13 protein-coding genes and 2 pseudogenes are annotated in these 18,968 nt (G+C 74.0%); 9 read left to right on the top strand and 6 right to left on the bottom strand.

The window, feature by feature from the left end:
* Window positions 1-253: 253 nt before the first annotated feature.
* The 5 genes and pseudogenes from alc to NEH16_RS21205 all read right to left on the bottom strand — a co-directional run bounded on the left by alc (window position 254) and on the right by NEH16_RS21205 (window position 5,221).
* Complete coding sequence (gene alc / locus NEH16_RS21225; protein ID WP_265544366.1) at window positions 254-1,393, bottom strand: allantoicase; 1,140 nt, start codon at window positions 1,391-1,393, stop codon at window positions 254-256.
* 59 nt (window positions 1,394-1,452) lie between these two features.
* Window positions 1,453-2,390, bottom strand: a pseudogene (locus tag NEH16_RS21220) (LysR substrate-binding domain-containing protein).
* Window positions 2,391-2,518: 128 nt separating this feature from the next.
* Window positions 2,519-2,749, bottom strand: coding sequence for a hypothetical protein (locus NEH16_RS21215; RefSeq protein WP_026171913.1), 231 nt, complete (start codon window positions 2,747-2,749; stop codon window positions 2,519-2,521).
* Window positions 2,750-2,810: 61 nt separating this feature from the next.
* Complete coding sequence (malQ, locus tag NEH16_RS21210) at window positions 2,811-4,955, bottom strand: 4-alpha-glucanotransferase (protein ID WP_265544365.1); 2,145 nt, start codon at window positions 4,953-4,955, stop codon at window positions 2,811-2,813.
* A pseudogene (locus NEH16_RS21205) lies at window positions 4,956-5,221 on the bottom strand (hypothetical protein).
* A 314-nt stretch (window positions 5,222-5,535) separates the two neighbouring features.
* Between NEH16_RS21205 and NEH16_RS21200 the strand changes: the two are divergent.
* Entirely contained in the window at window positions 5,536-8,538 is a 3,003-nt protein-coding gene (locus tag NEH16_RS21200; protein ID WP_265544364.1) for a beta-N-acetylglucosaminidase domain-containing protein, read from the top strand.
* A 65-nt stretch (window positions 8,539-8,603) separates the two neighbouring features.
* On the opposite strand, the gene NEH16_RS21195 is transcribed toward NEH16_RS21200, so the two are convergent.
* Entirely contained in the window at window positions 8,604-9,140 is a 537-nt protein-coding gene (locus NEH16_RS21195) for an HNH endonuclease (protein WP_073965171.1), read from the bottom strand.
* 193 nt (window positions 9,141-9,333) lie between these two features.
* Here NEH16_RS21195 and NEH16_RS21190 point away from each other — a divergent pair, with 193 nt between their 5' ends.
* The 8 genes from NEH16_RS21190 to NEH16_RS21155 all read left to right on the top strand — a co-directional run bounded on the left by NEH16_RS21190 (window position 9,334) and on the right by NEH16_RS21155 (window position 18,958).
* A complete protein-coding gene (locus NEH16_RS21190) occupies window positions 9,334-10,389 on the top strand; it encodes a mechanosensitive ion channel family protein (protein WP_265544362.1) in 1,056 nt (351 codons plus the stop codon).
* A 126-nt stretch (window positions 10,390-10,515) separates the two neighbouring features.
* Window positions 10,516-11,733 carry an ROK family transcriptional regulator gene (locus NEH16_RS21185; RefSeq protein ID WP_265544360.1) on the top strand — a complete coding sequence of 406 codons (1,218 nt, stop codon included), beginning with the start codon at window positions 10,516-10,518 and terminating at the stop codon, window positions 11,731-11,733.
* A 52-nt stretch (window positions 11,734-11,785) separates the two neighbouring features.
* Complete coding sequence (locus NEH16_RS21180; protein ID WP_073965168.1) at window positions 11,786-13,123, top strand: ABC transporter substrate-binding protein; 1,338 nt, start codon at window positions 11,786-11,788, stop codon at window positions 13,121-13,123.
* Between the two features lie 10 nt (window positions 13,124-13,133).
* A complete protein-coding gene (locus NEH16_RS21175; RefSeq protein ID WP_073965167.1) occupies window positions 13,134-14,075 on the top strand; it encodes a carbohydrate ABC transporter permease in 942 nt (313 codons plus the stop codon).
* Between the two features lies 1 nt (window position 14,076).
* Window positions 14,077-14,979, top strand: a complete 903-nt coding sequence (locus tag NEH16_RS21170; protein ID WP_073965166.1) for a carbohydrate ABC transporter permease — start codon at window positions 14,077-14,079, stop codon at window positions 14,977-14,979.
* A 3-nt stretch (window positions 14,980-14,982) separates the two neighbouring features.
* A complete protein-coding gene (locus NEH16_RS21165; protein WP_265544359.1) occupies window positions 14,983-16,248 on the top strand; it encodes a 6-phospho-beta-glucosidase in 1,266 nt (421 codons plus the stop codon).
* On the top strand, window positions 16,239-17,213 hold the full coding sequence (locus NEH16_RS21160) for an N-acetylglucosamine kinase (protein ID WP_265544357.1): 975 nt from the start codon (window positions 16,239-16,241) through the stop codon (window positions 17,211-17,213). The genes NEH16_RS21165 and NEH16_RS21160 overlap by 10 nt, the downstream gene beginning before the upstream one ends.
* A 320-nt stretch (window positions 17,214-17,533) precedes the next feature.
* On the top strand, window positions 17,534-18,958 hold the full coding sequence (locus tag NEH16_RS21155; protein ID WP_374215613.1) for a hypothetical protein: 1,425 nt from the start codon (window positions 17,534-17,536) through the stop codon (window positions 18,956-18,958).
* The last annotated feature ends 10 nt before the right edge of the window (window positions 18,959-18,968 follow it).

The raw sequence follows: 18,968 nt of genomic DNA, 5'->3' as shown, positions 1-18,968 counted from the left end.
AGCGTATGCCATCACTCGAACACTCCTGTTACCGAACGGGAGTGGCGGACGGCGCCGCCCCGGAAGGCGTTCCGGACCGGGCGAAGGGGGCCGGGGAGACAGATGGACGTAGGCACGAACACCCCTCTGCCCGTTCACCAGCCCTTCACACCCGGCAATTTTCTCTGCCGGGCGGGGACGGGCGGGGGACCCATGGAAACCGCCCGGCGGACAGGCGCGTACGCGCAGCCGTCCGCCGGGCGGGAGCGGGGGGTTACGAGGCCGACGCCTCGTAGCGGGCCTTGAGGTCGGCCGCGCCGGACTCCGTCAGGGAGCCGTGCAGGCGCATCCGGGCGACTCCGCCGTCGGGGAAGGCGTCGAGCCGTACGTGGGTGACGACGGCCTCCGCCGGGAGCGGGAAGCGGTGGAGGGTGTCGGGCTGGAGGCGGGTGCGCGGGATGATCTCGAACCACTCGCCGCTCTCGCCGTCCCGGCCGTGCAGGGCGATCCAGCCGGCCGCGTTGCCCTTGAGGTAGGCGGTGTCGATCTCGACCGCGCGGACGGCGCCCTGGGCGGGCAGCCGGAAGCGGACCCAGTCGTTGGTGTCGCGGACCCGGCGGCGGCGGTTCTCCCAGCCGTCGTCCATCTTGCGGGAGGTGCCGGGCAGGATGATCTGGGTCGGCGAGGAGTAGAACCGGTCCGAGGCGTCCTCGTAACTGCCGCCGTTCAGGACCGAGAGCAGGTCGAACGTGCCGAGCGTGGCCAGCCAGGACGGGTCCGGGACCACCTCGCCGTGCACGCGGAGGCGGGCGATGCCGCCGTCGGGGTGCTGGCCGAGGCGGATGTGGGTGTAGCGGCGGCCGCCGGTGATCTCGAAGCCGTTGGCGGCGTGGCCGCGCACGGGCGTCGGGGGGACGATCTCCTCCCACTTCACGTCGTCGGCGAGCAGCTGCTCCGGGCCGGGCGCGCCCTCGACGCAGGTGGCCTGGACGGAGACGCGCTGCGGGTAGTTGCCGCGGAAGTGGGCGGTGTCCACGACGATGCCGCGGATGACGCCGGGGGCGCCGAGCCGGATCAGCGCCCAGTCGTGCTCGTCGGGGGCCGGGAAGGGGTGGTCGGCGTCCGCGCCGCGGCGGCGGCGGGTCTCCCAGCCGTCCATGATCTTGCCCTTGTGGCCGAAGTGCTCGGGGTCGAAGACCGCGCGCTCCCGGACGAGCAGGTTCTCGCGCTGGGCGAAGAACTCGTCGTTGGCCGCGATCACGCCCGCGCCGAGCCGCCGGTCGGCGAGGTCCACGAGGTCGGTGAAGGGGAGTTCGGCGGTGCGGTAGTCGGCGTAGGGGTCACCGCCGCCGTACGGGGCCGCGTCGTTGGCGTGGGGGTCGTCGTTCCGGATCTCATTCTGTTCGGTGGTCATGCGTCCACTGTCGTACGCAGGAAGCCGGTAGGTCCATCGAAAGTTTCCGCACGAATTGTTCAGCTGGACTGAACGGTTGGGCCGTCCCCGTACGGCTCCGCCGCCTCGCGCAGCGCCGCCAGGACCCGGGCAACCGCCGGGGCGTCCTCTCCCCCGCGCCGGACGGCGGCGACGACATGGCGGCGGGGCCGGTCCGCGTCGAGGACCCGCATCACCACGCCGTCCCGGCCGTGCCGTTCGGCCGAGGCCATGCGCGGGACGAGCGCGACCCCGAGGCCGGCGGCCACCATGGCGAGGATCGCCGTCCAGCCGGACGCGCTGTGCGCCTGCTCGGGTACGAAGCCCGCCGCCCGGCACGCGGAGACGGTGATCTCCGACCAGGGACCCGAGCCGCCGTAGATCCAGGGCTCTGCGGACAGGTCGGCGAGGCGCAGCCCGGGCGCGTCCGCGAGGCGGTGCCCGGCCGGGAGCGCCACGTCGAGCGGGTCGGCGAGCAGCGGCAGGACGGCGAACCGGGGGTCGCGGGCGGTCGGGGCGTCGGCGGCCAGCGACAGGGCGAGGTCGACCTCGGCGGCGGCGAGCAGTTCGTACGCCTGGGCGGCCTCCGCCTCGCGCACCCGGACCTCGGGGCCGGGCGGGGGTCGGCGCGCAGCCGCTGCACGGCCGGGACCACGAGGGCGGGCACGGCGGTGGCGAACGCGGCGACCCGGACCTCGCCCGCCTCGCCGCGCAGATAGCCGGTCAGTTCGGCGTCGGCGCGCTCCAGTTGGGCGAAGACCGCCTCGGCGTGGCGCAGGACGAGATGGGCGGCGTCGGTGAGGCGGACGCGCCGGCCCTGGGCCTCCAGGAGCGGTACGCCGAGCTGCTTGGCCAGGTTGGAGAGCTGCTGGGAGACCGCCGAAGGGGTCATCAGCAGGGCGTCGGCGGTCGCGGTGACCGTGCCCCGGTCGCGCAGGGTGCGCAGGATGCGGAGCTTCTTGACGTCCCACTCGGTCATGGGCGCAACCTACCGCCGCGTCCGGGTCCGGACATGCGTGTGCGCCGCGCGGTGATGGTCACCGTGCGGCGCACCCGTGCCGTGCGGGGGCGGTACCGGGGCGGGGCCCCGGTCGCCGGGCAGGTGGGTCAGACCTGCTTCTTGGACTTGTCGAGCACCATGACCAGGCCCGCGATGACCCCGAACAGGACGAGGGGCGCGAGGACGAACAGGCCGAGCGTGTCGATCACGCTCAGGCCGGTACCCGGGTCGTCGCCGTCGTCGCGGGTGAGCGCGAGCGCGGGGGACGACATCAGCAGCATCATCAGCGTCGTTCCGGCGGCGACGGCGCCGGCGCGCATAGCGTTCTTCTTGTCCACGGTGCAAACGTAGCGAACGCCCGCGCGGGCCGCGCGCCCGGGGTGCCGTACGGGGCCCCGGTCAGGGGGTGCGGGCCTCCCCGGGCTCGTGCGGGGCGCGCAGGACGTCCATCAGGCGGTGCAGCCGGGGTGAGGCGGCCAGTTGCTCCAGGGTGACCGGGACGCCCTCCGCGTCGGCGATGGGCAGCCGCCAGTTGGGGTACTGGTCCCAGGTGCCCGGGAGGTTCTGCGGGCGGCGGTCGCCGACGGTGTCGGGCAGCCAGATCCCGGTCATCCGGGCGGGGGTGCGCAGCAGGAAGCGGTGGACGGCCTGGACGGCCGCCTCCTCGGTGGCGCCGCCCTCGATGCCGGGAAGCGCACCGCCCTCGGGGAGCAGCCCGAGCCGGGTGAGCAGGGCCAGCCACTCGGCCGTGTCCGCGCCGTCCTCCCTCAGCTCCTCGTCCAGGGGGCGGGTGAGCAGGCCGAGGCGGTGGCGCAGCGTCACATGGTCGCCGGTCAGCCGGGCGGCGGTGGACGGCAGGTCGTGGGTGGTCGCGGTGGCCAGGCAGTCCCGGCGCCACCGCTCGGGGGCCAGGGGGCGCCCGTCGCCCGCCCAGTCCCGCTCGAACCAGAGCACCGAGGTGCCGAGGACGCCGCGCCGGGCCAGCGCCTCGCGGACGCCGGGCTCCACCGTGCCCAGGTCCTCGCCGACGACGACGGTGCCGGCCCGGTGCGCCTCCAGGACCAGGACGGCGAGCATCGCCTCCGCGTCGTGCGAGACGTAGGTGCCCTCGGTGGGCGGGCGGCCCTCGGGCACCCACCAGAGCCGGAACAGCCCCATGACGTGGTCGATGCGCAGGGCGCCCGCGTGGGCGAGGATGCCGCGCAGCAGGCCGCGGTACGGGGCGTAGCCGGAGGCGGCGAGGACGTCGGGGCGCCAGGGCGGCAGGCCCCAGTCCTGGCCGCGCGCGTTGAAGGCGTCCGGGGGCGCGCCGACGGACATGCCGTGGGCGAAGGCGTCCTGCTGGGCCCAGGTGTCGGCGCCGCCGGGGTGCACGCCGACCGCGAGGTCGTGGACGACGCCGACGGGCATCCCGGCCTCCCGGGCGGCGCGCTGGGCGTCGGCGAGCTGGATGTCGGTCAGCCAGGCGAGCCGGCAGTGGTGGTCGACCCGGTCCAGCAGTTCGGCGCGGGCGCGGGCGGTGGCGTCGGAGCGGGGGGCGCGCAGCTCCTCGGGCCAGCCGTGCCAGTCGGGGCCGTGCGCCTCGGCGAGCGCGCACCAGAGGGCGTGGTCCTCCAGGGCGCGGCCCTGCGCCGCGAGGAAGTCGCAGTACGCGGCGTGCCGGCCGGGGGTGAGGGGGACCGCGAGGACCAGGTCGAGGGCCTGCCGCTTGAGGGACCACACGGCGTCCCGGTCGATGAGGGCGCCCTTGTCCAGGACGGCTTCCCGCAGCTCGGCGCCCTTGCGGCGCAGCGTGTCGAGCGCGACCGGGTCGGCCACCTGCCCGTACTCCGGGACGGACTCGACGCGCAGGTGCACCGGGTCGGGGAAGCGCCGGGACGACGGGCGGTAGGGCGAGGGGTCGGTGGGCGCGCCGGGGACCGCCGCGTGCAGCGGGTTGACCTGGACGAAGCCGGCGCCGAGCCGGCGGCCGGACCAGGAGGCGAGGTCGGCGAGGTCACCGAGGTCGCCCATGCCCCAGGAGCGGGCGGAGAGCAGGGAGTAGAGCTGGACGAGGAAGCCGTGGGTGCGGGCGGGCGGCTGCGGCACCCGGGCCGGGGCGACGACGAGCGTGCAGTCCTGGGGTTCGCGGCCCGGCGCGCGGGCGGTGAGCCGGTGCACGCCGAGCGGGGGCTCGGTCCACCAGGCGCTTCCCGGTTCGGCCGGATCGGGTCCCCCGGCGGGCACCCGCATCCGGGCCGGATCCGCCGCCTCGTCGGCCTCCTCCAGCCGGACCGTCAGCTCCGTGCCGGGCGGCAGCCCGCTCAGCGCGGGCGGCAGCGGGTCGCCGGACCACACCACGAGGGTGTCCGGGAGGAGCCGGGTGCGGGCGGCCGACTCGGCGGCGGCGAGGGCGGCGCGTACCGCTTCGGGCGTCGTGGCGTCCACGCCGAGCGCGCCGAGCACGGCGACGACCGTGGTCTCGGGGACGGGCTCGGAGACGCCGGCGGACGGGGAGAAGGAGGTGGCGACGCCGTGCAGTGCGGCGAGCCGGGACAAGCCCATTCAGACTCCTGGGGACTCCGTGCCCCATGCGCAGCCGGACGCGGCCGGTTCGCTGGTCAGCGGGGCGAGGACGGCGAGCGGCGGCTCGCTGGTCAGGGGGTGGCCTCGGCGAGCGGGGGCTCGCTGGTCAGGGGTATGGCGTCGGCGAGCGGGGCTTCGCTCGTGAGCGGGCCGGGCACGGTGGCGGGGCAGGCGCTGATCAGCGGGGCGGGACCGGATGCCTGTTTGGAGAGGGCGGAGAGCGGACGCTGCGCGATGGCGGGCATGGTGGCCTCCTGGCCGTGGAGAACAGGACAGTGACGGCCTACCCAGCGGGCGCGGCCGCAGACGTAGGCGTGACAACAACGAGTTCAACGTGCTCCGGGTCACATTCGGTTCCCGAAGGCCGGGTTGCCCGCAAGACGTTCGCCTTTTTCGGCCATTCGGCGCTGTCTTTCGCGTATCGCCCCGTCGCACGCGCCCCGCTCATCACACCGGTCATATCAGGGCATTTCCGTACCGAACGCCTCGCGCATTGACACCCTCGCGCGCGGGGTGGTGGGCTCGGACGGCATCGGCCGGGGCGAGGGGAGAGACAGGGATGCGGCTCAGTGGGAGGACGCGGGCGACGGCCGTCGCCGTGGCCGTGCTCGGCGGTCTGCTCGCCGCCGGGGCCCCGCAGGCGCTCGCCGCTCCCCCGGACCCGGCGTCCAGGTCCGCGGCGGACCGGAGCCGCGCGGCGGACTCGGCGCTCCCCGCCGTGTGGCCGCGCCCGCAGACCATGGCGGCGGCCGGTCCCGCCGTCGCCCTGGGCCGCGAGGTCACCCTGCTCGCGGACGCGGAGGCCGACCCGTACGCGGTGAAGGCGCTGCGCGCGGTCCTGGCGGACGCCGGGGTGCGCACGGTCCACGAGGCGCTGCCCGGCGCCGGGCCGGTCCTGCGGCTGGGCGGCGACGGGGCGGCGGACGCGCTGCGCGGCCTGGGCGCCCCGGACCGCGCGGATCTGCCGGCGGGCGGTTACCGGCTGGCGGCCGGGCGGCTCGCGAAGCGGGACACGGTGGCGGTCGAGGGCGTCGGCGAGGACGGGCTGTTCCACGCGGTGCAGACGCTGCGCCAGCTGGTGCGGGGCGGGAAGGTCGCCGGGGTCGTCGTCCGGGACTGGCCGGCCACCGCCGTACGCGGGCTGACCGAGGGGTTCTACGGGCAGCCGTGGAGTCAGGAGGACCGGCTCGCGCAGCTCGGCTTCCTGGGGCGCACCAAGCAGAACCGCTATCTCTACGCGGCGGGCGACGACCCGTACCGCCAGGCCCGCTGGCGCGACCCGTACCCGGCGGCGCGGAAGGCCGACTTCCGGGCGCTGGCGGAACGGGCCGCGGCCGAGCACGTGACGCTCGGCTGGGCGGTGGCGCCGGGCCAGTCGATGTGCCTGTCGTCGGACCGCGATCTCAAGGCGCTGAACCGCAAGATCGACGCGATGTGGGACCTGGGGGTGCGGGTCTTCCAGGTGCAGTTCCAGGACGTCAGCTACAGCGAGTGGCACTGCGCGGCCGACGCGGACGCCTTCGGCAGCGGCCCCGGGGCGGCGGCCCGGGCGCAGGCCCGCGTCGTGAACGGCGTGGCCCGGCACCTGGCCCAGCGCCACCCGGACGCCCTGCCGCTGTCGGTGATGCCGACGGAGTACTACCAGGACGGCACGACCGCGTACCGCACGGCGCTCGCCCGGGAGCTGGCGGACGGGATCGAGGTCGCCTGGACGGGTGTCGGGGTCGTACCGAGGACCATCACCGGCGGCGAACTGGCCGGGGCGCGCGCCGCCTTCGGGCACCCGCTGGTGACCATGGACAACTACCCGGTCAACGACTACGCGCAGGACCGGATCTTCCTCGGCCCGTACACCGGCCGGGACCCGGCGGTGGCGTCCGGTTCGGCGGCGCTGCTGGCCAACGCGATGGAGCAGCCCGCCGCGTCCCGCATCCCGCTCTTCACGGCCGCCGACTTCGCCTGGAACCCGAGGGGCTACGACCCCGCGAAGTCCTGGGAGGCCGCGATCGACGACCTCGCGGGCGGCGACGGCCGGAGCGGCGGCGCGCTGCGGGCGCTCGCGGGCAACAGCGCGGGCTCCGTGCTCGGCTCCACCGAGTCCGCGTATCTGCGGCCGCTGATCGCCGTGTTCCGCACGGCGTACGCGGACGGCGACGGCAAGGCGCTCGACACGGCGGCGGACCGGCTGCGGGACGCGTTCGGGGAGATGCGGGCGGCCCCGGCGCGGCTCGCGGGCGTCGCCGGGGGCCGGCTCGGCACCGAGGTACGCCCGTGGACCGCGCAGCTGTCCCGCTACGGCCACGCGGGCGAGCTGGCCGTGGACCTGCTGCGCGCCCAGGCCCGGGGCGACGGGGCCGCCGCCTGGCGGGCGTCCCTGGCGCTGGAGCGGGTCCGGAAGGACATCGCGGCGGGCGGCGCGAAGGTCGGGGAGGGCGTGCTCGACCCGTTCCTCGACCGGGTCCGCGAGGAGGCCCGTTCCTGGACCGGCACGGACCGGCCGGGCGGCGAGGTGTCCGAGGCCCCGGGCAGCTATACGGTGCGGCTCGACCGGGCCCGTCCGCTGGAGGCGGTCACCGCGACGACCGTGCCGGACGACGGGGCGGCGGTGGGCGCGACGGTCCAGGCCCATGTGCCGGGCGAGGGCTGGCGCGCGCTCGGCCCGCTGTCGGCGGGCGGCTGGACCCAGGCGGCGGGCGAGGGGGTGCGGGCCGACGCGGTCCGGATCAGCTGGCCGGCCGCGACCCCGCTGGCGGCCGGGTCCCCGCCCCTGGTCATCCCCCCGCTGGCCGGGGCGTCGGTCCGCGCGGGGACCGCCCCGGACGTGCGCTCCCTGGTGCCCTGGTTCGGGGACGAGCCGGCCGCCCGGCTGGACCTGGCGCGCGGCGAGACGGACGCGGTCATCGGCGGCGGGCCGCAGGAGGTCCGGGCCCGGCTGTCCGGCCGGCGCCCGGCCGCGGTGCGCGGCCGGCTGACCGCGAAGGCGCCCGAGGGCATCGAGGTCCGGGTGCCGAAGCGTACGACCGTGCCGCGCGGGACCCGGACCGAGGTCCCGGTGGAGATCACGGTCCCGGAGGACACCCCGGCCGGCGAGTACGAGGTGCCGTTCGCCTTCGGGGACGAGCGGACCACCCTGACCGTGCGGGCCTACCCGCGCACCGCCGGGCCCGACCTGCTGCGCGGGGCCACCGCCTCCTCGTCGGGCGACGAGACCGCCGACTTCCCGGCGTCCGCCGCGTCCGACGGCGACCCGGAGACCCGCTGGTCCTCCCCGGCCGAGGACGGGGCGTGGTGGCAGGCGGAACTGCCCGCCCCGGTCCGCCTCGGCAGGGTGGTGCTGCACTGGCAGGACGCGTACGCCTCGCGCTACCGCGTCCAGGTCTCGTCGGACGGCCGCACCTGGCGCACCGCCGCGACCGTCCGGGAGGGCGAGGGCGGGCGCGAGTCGGTGCGGATGGACGCGAAGGACACCCGGTTCGTGCGCGTCCTGGGCGACGAGCGGGCCACGAAGTACGGGATCTCGCTCTGGTCGGCCGAGGCGTACGCGGTGGCGGAGGACGGCTGAGGGGCCGGGCAGGCCAAGGCCCCGGGGCGGCGGCGGGCCGCCCCGGGAAGCACACAGGCCCGGTCTCAGGCTGAGATGCCGTCGATCCGGGCCATCGCGTCGTCCGCGCCGAACGGTTGCAGATAGGGCAGCCAGCGCGGGTCGCGGTGCCCCGTGCCGATGATCCGCCAGGCCAGTCCGGTCGGCGGGGCGGGCTGCTGGTGCAGCCGCCAGCCGAGCTCGGGCAGATGGCGGTCGGCCTTGACGTGGTTGCAGCGGCGGCAGGCCGCCACCACGTTGTCCCAGGCGTGCCGGCCGCCCCGGCTGCGCGGGATGACGTGGTCGACGCTGGTCGCGGCGGCCCCGCAGTACATGCAGCGCCCGCCGTCCCTGGCGAACAGCGCCCGCCGGGTCAGCGGCACCGGACCCCGGTAGGGGACGCGGACGAACCGCTTGAGGCGGACGACGCTGGGGGCCGGGACGGCGCGGGTCGCGCTGTGCATGAGGGCGCCGGACTCCTCAAGACAGATGGCCTTGTTCTCGAGGACGAGGACGAGTGCGCGGCGGAGCGGTACGACGCCGAGCGGCTCGTACGACGCGTTGAGAACCAGGACATGCGGCACGGATGCCTCCTTGTACGCCGGCGGCGCGTGGCTCGCGCCGGGACGATCTCCGCTCTCAGTCTCCCCTCACGCCTGGTCGGAGCGCCACCACGTACCGGTAACGGGCCGGAAGGAATTTTTCCCGCGAGGGTCCCCCGTTAGTGTGGTTGTTCAGCGCTCATCCGCTCAGCGCTCGCCCCCTGGAGGTTTCGCCGTGTCCCTGTCCGCCCTGTTGGCCGCAGCCCCGTCACCGGAGCCGGGCGGCTCGCTGGACGAAGCCGCGAAGCAGGCGGGAGACGCCGCGGGCTGGGTCGAGGAGAACTGGTCCACCTGGCTGAACACCGGGCTGCGGATCGTCCTCATCGCGGCGATCGCGGTCGTTCTGCGCATCGCCGTCCGCCGCGCCCTGACCAAGCTCATCGAGCGGATGAACCGCAGCGCGCAGGCGGTGGAGGGCACCGCGCTCGGCGGTCTCCTGGTCAACGCGGAGCGCCGCCGCCAGCGGTCGGAGGCGATCGGCTCGGTGCTCCGTTCGGTGGCCTCGTTCCTGATCCTGGGCACCGCGGCGCTGATGATCCTGGGCGCGTTCCAGATCAACCTGGCCCCGCTGCTGGCCTCCGCCGGGGTCGCCGGGGTCGCCCTCGGCTTCGGCGCCCGCAACCTGGTCACCGACTTCCTGTCCGGGGTCTTCATGATCCTGGAGGACCAGTACGGGGTCGGCGACCAGATCGACGCGGGCGTCGCCTCCGGCGAGGTCATCGAGGTGGGCCTGCGCGTCACCAAGCTGCGCGGCGAGAACGGCGCGATCTGGTACGTCCGCAACGGCGAGGTCAAGCGGATCGGGAACCTCAGCCAGGGCTGGTCCACGGCGGGCGTCGACGTCCAGGTCCGCCCGACGGAGGACCTGGAGAAGGTCCGCGCGGTGATCACCGAGGCCGCCCAGGAGATGGCCAAGGAGGACCCCTGGACGGAGCGGCTGTGGGGCCCGGTGGAGATCCTGGGCCTGGACACGGTGCTGCTGGACTCGATGACGGTCCGGGTGAGCGCGAAGACCATGCCGGGCCAGGCGGTCGGCGTGGAGCGGGAGCTGCGCTGGCGCATCAAGACGGCGCTGGACGCGGCCGGCATCAGCATGGTGGCCGGCACCCCGGAGGAGGCCCCGGAGGGCGCCGACCCCACGGCCGGGATGGCCGCCCCGTCCGCGTACGCATCGGCGACCTCCCCGCAGTCCCTCGCCACGACGCCGATCCCGCCGAACACCACGAAGTAGCCCGCCCGGCCGGGTAACGCTTTGGTTGCCACCGGGGGCCGGGTCATTGACGCCCCGGTGGCCCCGGCCCTACCTTCCTCTCACCGAATAGGAAACTTTCCTAACAGAGGGGCAGGTGCCACGCTCATGGCCGGAAACACGCCGGGCACACCCAGCGTCCTGCGCGCCATGAACGACCGTGCCGCCCTCGATCTGCTCCTGGCGCACGGCCCCCTGTCGCGGACCCGGATCGGGAAGCTCACCGGGCTCTCCAAGCCCACCGCCTCCCAGCTGCTGGCCCGCCTCGAAGCCGCCGGACTGGTCGTCGCCACCGGGACCGCCGCCGGCCGCCCCGGCCCCAACGCCCAGCTGTACGCGGTCAACGCCGCCGCCGCCCATGTCGCCGGGCTCGATGTGAACGCCCACCGGATCGTGGCCGCCGTCGCCGATGTGACCGGCGAGACGGTCGGGGAGTTCGAGCTGCGGACCCCCGGGCGGCGCGCCGACAGCGTGGTGCGCGAGGTGACCGAGGCGCTGGACGGCGCGGTCGCGGCGGCCGGGCTGACCCGGGCGGACGTGCACCGGGTGGTCATCGGCACCCCGGGCGCCTTCGACCCGAACACCGGGCGGCTGCGGTACGCCTCGCACCTGCCGGGCTGGCACTCCACCACGCTGCTCGACGAGCTGGCGGCGGTGCTGCCGATGCCCGTCGAGTACGAGAACGACGTCAACCTCGTCGCGGTGGCGGAGCAGCGGAGCGGGGCGGCCCGGGGCCACGACGACTTCGTGCTCCTGTGGAACGAGGAGGGCCTGGGCGCCGCCCTCGTCATCAACGGCCGGCTGCACCGGGGCTTCACCGGGGGCGCCGGCGAGGTCGGCTTCCTGCCGGTGCCGGGGGCGCCGCTGGTCCGCCAGGTCACCAAGGCCAACGCGGGCGGCTTCCAGGAGCTGGCGGGGGCCCAGGTGCTCGCGCGGCTGGCCCGGGAGCTGGGCATCGAGGACGCGCCGGGCTCCGGCACCCACCACGAGATCGCCGCCGAGCTGGTGGGCCGGGCCGCCGGGGCCGCGGAGCGGGGTGAGGCGGGGCCGTACGCCGCGCTGCTCGACCGGTTCGCCACCGGCCTCGCGACCGGGCTCGCCTCGCTGGTCGCCGTCCTCGACCCGGAGATCGTCGTGCTCTCCGGGGAGCTGTTCTCGCGCGGCGGGGAGCCGCTGCGCGCCCGGGTCGCGGCCGAGCTGGCCGAGCTGGCCGCGTCCAGGCCCCGGCTGCTCGCCGGGGACGTCACCCACCGGCCCGTACTGCGCGGGGCGCTGGAGAGCGCGCTCGCCACCACCCGCGACGAAGTGTTCGACACCTCGCGCTGACCCGCCTTTCTTCCGTCCCATGCTGCCCACCGCCTCACCGGGAGACCTCACCATGTCCGGAAACCGCCGGAAGCCGGCCGCCGCACTCGCCGCGACCGCCGCGATAGCCCTGTTCGCCTCCGCCTGTACCGGGCAGAGCGGTGCCGGGGCCGACGACGACGCGTCCAAGGAGACGACCATCACCTTCTGGCACGGCTGGAGCGCGCCGGGCGAGGTGAAGGGCATCGAGGCGACGATCGCCGCCTTCGAGAAGGCCCACCCCAACATCCATGTGAAGGTCGTCGGCAACATGACCGACGACAAGATCAACCAGGCGCTGCGCGCCGGCGGTTCCAAGGCGCCGGACGTGGTCTCCTCGTTCACCACGAACAACGTGGGCAAGTTCTGCTCGTCGAAGGCGTTCGTGGACCTCAACCCGTTCCTGAAGAAGGACGGCATCGACCCCGAGGCGACCTTCCCGAAGGCGATGAACGAGTACACCCAGTACGACGGGGTGCGCTGCACGGTCCCGCTGCTGGGTGACGCGTACGGGCTCTACTACAACAAGGACGCGTTCGAGAAGGCCGGGATCACGGACCCGCCGAAGACCTGGTCCGAGTTCGCGGCCGACGCGAAGAAGCTGACGAAGACCAAGGGCGACTCGTACGAGCAGCTGGGCTTCATGCCGAACTACCACGGCTACGAGTCGACCACCGAGCACTACCTCGGCGGCTGGAACCCCACCTACTTCGACGCGGACGGCAAGTCGAACATCGCGAAGGACCCGGCGTTCGCCGCGCTGCTCACGAACCAGAAGAAGCTGGTCGACTCGCTCGGCGGCTACGCGAAGCTGGAGAAGTTCCGTACCGGCTTCGGTGACGAGTGGGGCGCCAAGCACCCGTTCCACACCGGCCAGGTGGCGATGCAGCTGGACGGCGAGTGGCGGCTCGGCATGGCCGAGGACACCAAGCCGGGCTTCGAGATCGGGGTGGCCCCGATGCCCGTCGCGGACGACCAGGCCGACACGTACGGCAAGGGCTATCTGACCGGCACCATCGCGGGCATCGCGTCGACCTCCGGCAAGCAGAACGCGGCCTGGGAGCTGGTCAAGTTCATGACGACCGACACCGACGCGGTGGTGAACTTCGCCAACGCCATCCACAACGTGCCCTCCACGCTGGCCGCGCTGAAGTCGCCGAAGCTGAAGTACGACCCGCGCTTCAAGACCTTCCTGGACATCGCGGCCAACCCGGAGTCCACCACCACCCCGCCCTCGGTGAACGGCGGCGCCTACCTCACGTCGCTCCAGAACCTCGGCTTCGACGTCGAGAAGGGCAAGCAGACGGACATCGAGGCGGGCCTGGAGAAGACCGCGAAGGAAATCGACGCGGCGATCGCCCAGGCGAAGTAGGACCGACGCGATGAGCACGTACACACTCCGCTCGAAGCGCCGCAGGTCGGCGCTTCGGACGGCGGCCTTCATGTCGCCCTGGCTGATCGGGTTCTGCGTCTTCTTCGCCTACCCGCTGATCTCCACGGTCTACTTCTCCTTCACCAGTTACGACGGGTTCGCCGCCCCCGAGTTCAGCGGCTTCAAGAACTGGTCGTACGTCTTCGACGACTACCCGATGTTCTGGCCGGCGCTGCGCAACACCCTGTGGCTGGTCGTCGTGATGGTCGCCTGCCGGGTGGTCTTCGGACTCGGTGTCGGGCTGCTGATCACCAAGATCAAGACGGGTACGGGCGTCTTCCGGACGCTCTTCTACCTGCCGTATCTCGCTCCCCCGGTCGCGGCCACGCTGGGCTTCGTCTTCCTGCTCAACCCCGGGACCGGGCCGGTCAACTCGATCCTCGGCGACCTGGGGATGGGCACGCCCGGCTGGTTCACGGACGCCACCTGGTCCAAGCCGGCGCTGACCGCGCTCGCGGTGTGGGGGGTGGGCGACCTGATGGTGATCTTCATGGCCGCGCTGCTCGACGTACCGAAGGAGCAGTACGAGGCGGCGGAGCTGGACGGGGCGACCGCGTACCACCGGTTCCGGTACGTCACGCTGCCGAACATCTCGCCGATCATCATGTTCGCCGTGGTCACCGGCATCATCCAGACGATGCAGTACTACACCCAGCCGCTGGTGGCCGGGAAGGTGGCGTCCGGGGTCATGGGCGGCTCGGGCCAGCAGTTCGAACCCGGCTATCCCGACAAGTCGACACTGACGCTTCCGCAGCTGGTCTACAACCTCGGTTTCCAGCGCTTCGACTACGGCTCCGCCTGTGTGGTCGCGCTCGTACTCTTCGTCCTCGCCATGGCGTTCACCGCACTGCTGATGCGGCGCCGCAGCGGACTGATCCAGGCAGGTGAGTGACATGGCGCAGGTGCTCGACCCCCCGAAGACCGCCGGACCGGTGACCGACCCCGTCACCCCGGCCCAGCGCGTCGCGCGCCGCAAGGCGCTGCTGAACTGGATCGCCGTGCACGCGCTCGGCGTGGCCGCCGCGCTCTTCTTCGTGCTGCCGTTCGTCTTCCTCGTGCTCACCTCGCTGATGAGCGACCAGCAGGCCCTCACCCGGGACCTGTGGCCGCACCCCTTCGAGTGGGCCAACTACCAGCGGGTGTTCGACACCCCGGGCTTCCTGACCTGGTGGCGGAACACCCTCCTCTACGCGGGTCTGGGCACCGTCCTCACGGTGGTGTCCTCGCTGCCCGTGGCGTACGCGCTCGCCAAGTTCCGCTTCCGCGGCCGGCATCTGTCGCTGATGCTCGTCATCTCGATGATGATGCTGCCGCCGCAGGTCGTGGTCATCCCGATGTACCTGTTCTGGGCCAAGCAGCTGGACCTGTCCGGCACGCTGTGGCCGCTGATCATCCCGATGGCCTTCGGCGACGCGTTCTCCATCTTCCTGCTGCGGCAGTTCCTGCTGACCATCCCCGACGAGTACCTCGACGCGGCGAAGGTCGACGGCTGCGGCGAACTGCGCGCCCTGCTGCGCGTGGTGGTGCCGATGGCCAGGCCGGGGATCGCCGCCGTCGCCCTCTTCCAGTTCTTCTACGCCTGGAACGACTACTTCGGCCCGCAGATCTACGCCTCCGAGAACCCGGGGGCCTGGACGCTGAGTTACGGCCTCGAGTCCTTCAAGGGCGCGCACCACACCGACTGGAACCTGACCATGGCCGCGACCGTTCTGGTCATGGCCCCCGTGATCGTCGTCTTCTTCTTCGCACAGAAGGCTTTTGTCGAGGGCGTCACACTGACCGGAGTAAAGGGCTGAACCATGAAGCTCGCTGTAGTGGGTGGCGGGTCCACCTACACCCCCGAACTGATCGACGGATTCGCCCGGCTGCGTGACACGCTGCCGGTCGAGGAGCTGGTCCTCGTCGACCCGGCCGCCGACCGGCTCGACCTCGTGGGCGGCCTCGCCCGGCGGATCTTCGCCAAGCAGGGCCACCCGGGCCGCATCGTCACCACCTCGGACGTCGACGCGGGCGTCGCCGGGGCGGACGCCGTCCTGCTCCAGCTGCGCGTCGGCGGCCAGGCCGCCCGCAACCAGGACGAGACCTGGCCCCTGGAGTGCGGCTGCGTCGGCCAGGAGACCACCGGCGCCGGCGGCCTCGCCAAGGCCCTGCGCACCGTCCCGGTCGTCCTGGACATCGCGGAGCGGGTCCGGCGCACCAACCCGGACGCCTGGATCATCGACTTCACCAACCCGGTCGGCATCGTCACCCGCGCCCTGCTCCAGGCCGGGCACAAGGCCGTCGGCCTGTGCAACGTGGCCATCGGCTTCCAGCGCAAGTTCGCCCGGCTGCTGGACGTGGCCCCCGGCGAGGTGCACCTCGACCACGTCGGGCTGAACCACCTCACCTGGGAGCTGGGCGTGCGCCTCGGCGGCCCGCAGGGCGAGAACGTGCTGCCGCGCCTGATCGCCGAGCACGGCGACGCCATCGCGGACGACCTGCACATGCCGCGCGCGGTCGTGGACCGGCTCGGCGTCGTCCCCTCGTACTACCTGCGGTACTTCTACGCGCACGACGAGGTCGTCCGCGAGCTCGGCACCAAGCCCTCCCGGGCCGCCGAGGTCGCCGCCATGGAGAAGGAGCTGCTGGCGATGTACGGCGACCCGGCCCTGGACGAGAAGCCCGCGCTGCTCGCCAAGCGCGGCGGCGCCTTCTATTCGGAGGCGGCCGTGGACCTGGCGGCGGCCCTCCTGGGCGGCGGCGACTCGGCGCACCAGGTGGTCAACACGTACAACAACGGCACCCTGCCCTTCCTGCCGGACGACGCAGTGATCGAGGTGCAGGCGAAGGTCGACGGCTCGGGCGCGACCCCGCTCGCCGTGCCCGCCCTGGACCCGCTGTACGCGGGGCTCATCGCCAACGTCACGGCGTACGAGGACCTGGCGCTGGAGGCCGCGCTGCGCGGCGGCCGGGACCGGGTGTTCAAGGCGCTGCTCGCGCACCCCCTGATCGGCCAGTTCGCGTACGCCGAGGCGCTGACCGACAAGCTGATCGCGCACAACCGGGAGCACCTCGCGTGGGCGTGAACGGTTCCGTCCTCGCGATCGACGCGGGGAACAGCAAGACCGATGTGGCCCTCATCGGTGCGGACGGCACGGTGCTGTCCACGGCCAGGGGCGGCGGGTTCCAGCCGCCCCTGGCCGGTGTGGAGACGGCCGTCGACGTGCTCGGCGCGGCGGTGGAGCGGGCGTTCACCGAGGCCAGGGCGGACGCCGGGCAGGTCGCCCATGTCTCCGCCTGCCTGGCCAACGCGGACCTGCCGGTCGAGGAGGAGCAGCTGACGGCGGCGCTGGCCGGGCGCGGCTGGGGCCGGACCGTCGAGGTGCGCAACGACACCTTCGCGATCCTGCGGGCCGGGGTGGACGAGCCGCGCGGCGTGGCCGTGGTGTGCGGCGCGGGCATCAACTGCGTCGGCATGGTCCCGGACGGGCGCACCGCGCGCTTCCCGGCGATCGGGCGGATCTCCGGTGACTGGGGCGGCGGTTCGGGCCTGTCCGAGGAGGCGCTGTGGTTCGCCGCGCGCGCCGAGGACGGCCGGGGCGAGCCCACCGAGCTGGCCCGGACGCTCCCCGCGCACTTCGGGCTCGACTCGATGTACGCGCTGATCGAGGCGCTGCACCTGGGCCGCATCGCGCCGGAGCGCCGCCACGAGCTGGCCCCGGTGCTCTTCGCGACGGGCGCGGCGGGCGACCCGGTGGCGCGGGCCCTGGTGGACCGGCTGGCCGAGGAGGTCGTGGCGCTGGCCTCGGTCGCGCTGAACCGCCTCGGGCTGCTGGACGAGGAGGCGCCGGTGCTGCTCGGCGGCAGCGTTCTGGCGGCCTGCCATCCGCAGTTGGACGACCGGATCCGCGAACTCCTCGCGGCGCGGGCCCCGAAGGCCGTGGTGCGCGTGGTGCGGGAGTCGCCGGTCCTCGGCGCGGGCCTCCTGGGCCTGGACCGCACGGGCGCGGTGCCCGAGGTGCACGCGAGGCTGCGCGCGCAGTACGCCTGAGTGGCCGCCTGTCAGAGGCGCCCCGTAGCCTGCGGGTTGGGGGCGCCTCTGCCCTGGGGGAACCGATCGGGCTTCCCAGTCGTGTTGTTGATGGGGAGGACGGTCCGACGGGGGATCGTGCCGTTCGCCTTGATCAACGGCGCCGGTCTTGATCGAATGCGGTGGACCGCGGCCGGTCACGGCCGGCCGCCGCGTGGTCCGGTGCCCGATCCAGGCGTTCTGGATGTGGCTGCCGGTACCTGAGGCCATACTTCTGGCCGGGCACCAGTCCCCCGATCGGCCGGGGGCGGGCCGCCGTCAGTGACCGAGGGGGAGGTCGAGTGACACACCCGCCGAGTGCGCGTGAGGCGCTGCAACGCGCGCTGGGGCAGACGCCCGCGCCGGAGGCCGCGCCCGCGCCCGTACCGGCGCCCGCGTCCGTGCCGCCGCAGCCGAGCACCCTGGCCGTCGTCGCGGGACGGCTGCGTGCCGCCGCGACCACCGAGCCGGGCCGGCTGCGCGTCATCGGGGCCGTCCTGGCGCTGCTGGTCCTCGCGTTCGGGGCGGTGACGGCGGTCGAGATCAACGACCGGGCCGCCTCCGCCGACGACGTGGTGAAGCGGAGCCAGCCGCTCAGCGCGGACGCGGCGGGCATCTACCGCTCGCTCGCGGACGCGGACGCGGCGGCGGCGAGCGGCTTCCTGGCCGGGCCGCAGGAGCCGCGCGCGGTGCACGACCAGTATGTGAAGGACATCGAGGAGGCGTCCCGGCTGCTGGTGAAGGCCGCGACGAACACGGACGCGGCCACCGCGTCCGGCCGCGAGATCACCACGCTCAACGAGGGACTGCCCCGCTACACGGGCCTGATCGAGCGCGCCCGCGCCAACAACCGCCAGGGCCTCCCGCTGGGCGGCGCCTACCTGCGGTACGCGAACCAGACGATGTCCGGCGAGCTGCTGCCGGCCGCCGAGCGGCTGTACGCGGCGGAGACCGGCCGGCTCGGCGACGACCAGGGCTCCGCGCGGTCCTGGCCGTTGTTCGCGCTCGGCACCGGCATCGTCGCGCTGGCCGTGCTGGCCTGGGCGCAGCGCCGCAACTACCGCCGGACGAACCGGGTGTTCAACCACGGCCTGCTGGCCGCGACGGCCGCGACGACGGTGCTGCTGCTGTGGCTCGCGGTCGGGCACACGGTGGCCAGGTCCGGCCTGGCCGAGGCCGATTCGCACGGGCAGCGCCCCATGGACGTGCTCAACCGGGCCCGCATCGACTCGCTGAAGGCGCGCGCCGACGAGAACCTGACGGTGGTCGCCCGGGGCGCGGTGCTCACCGCGGACGGCAAGAACGACAAGTACGAGACCGACTACGCGGCGGGCATGAAGGCGCTCGGCGGGGAGCTGGCCACGGCGGCGAAGCTGGCCGACGAGACCGGGGACGGCGAGGGCGGCAAGCCGGTCGCCGCGGCGGCCGAGGCGGTCAAGGAGTGGCAGGGCCGCCACCGTACGGCCCGCAGCACCGACGACGCCGGGGACTACGAATCGGCCCTGGAGCAGATCATCGGCCAGGAGAACTCCACGGGCGAGTCCTTCAAGAAGGTGGACGACGCGCTGCGCGACGCCCTGGCGCACGAGCAGGACGACTTCACCCGGGCGGCGCGGGACGGCCGCGGCGCCCTGGGCGGCCTGCCGGTCGGCGCGGCGATCCTGGCCGTGCTGGGCGCGGTCGCGGCGATCGTCGGGGTCAACCGCAGGCTCTCGGAGTTCCGGTGACAGGGGGAGC

This window comes from Streptomyces drozdowiczii (assembly GCF_026167665.1).
Lineage (GTDB): Bacteria > Actinomycetota > Actinomycetes > Streptomycetales > Streptomycetaceae > Streptomyces > Streptomyces drozdowiczii_A.
The sequence above is the reverse complement of the archived record's forward strand: the minus strand, read 5'-3'. Positions and strand labels throughout refer to the sequence as shown.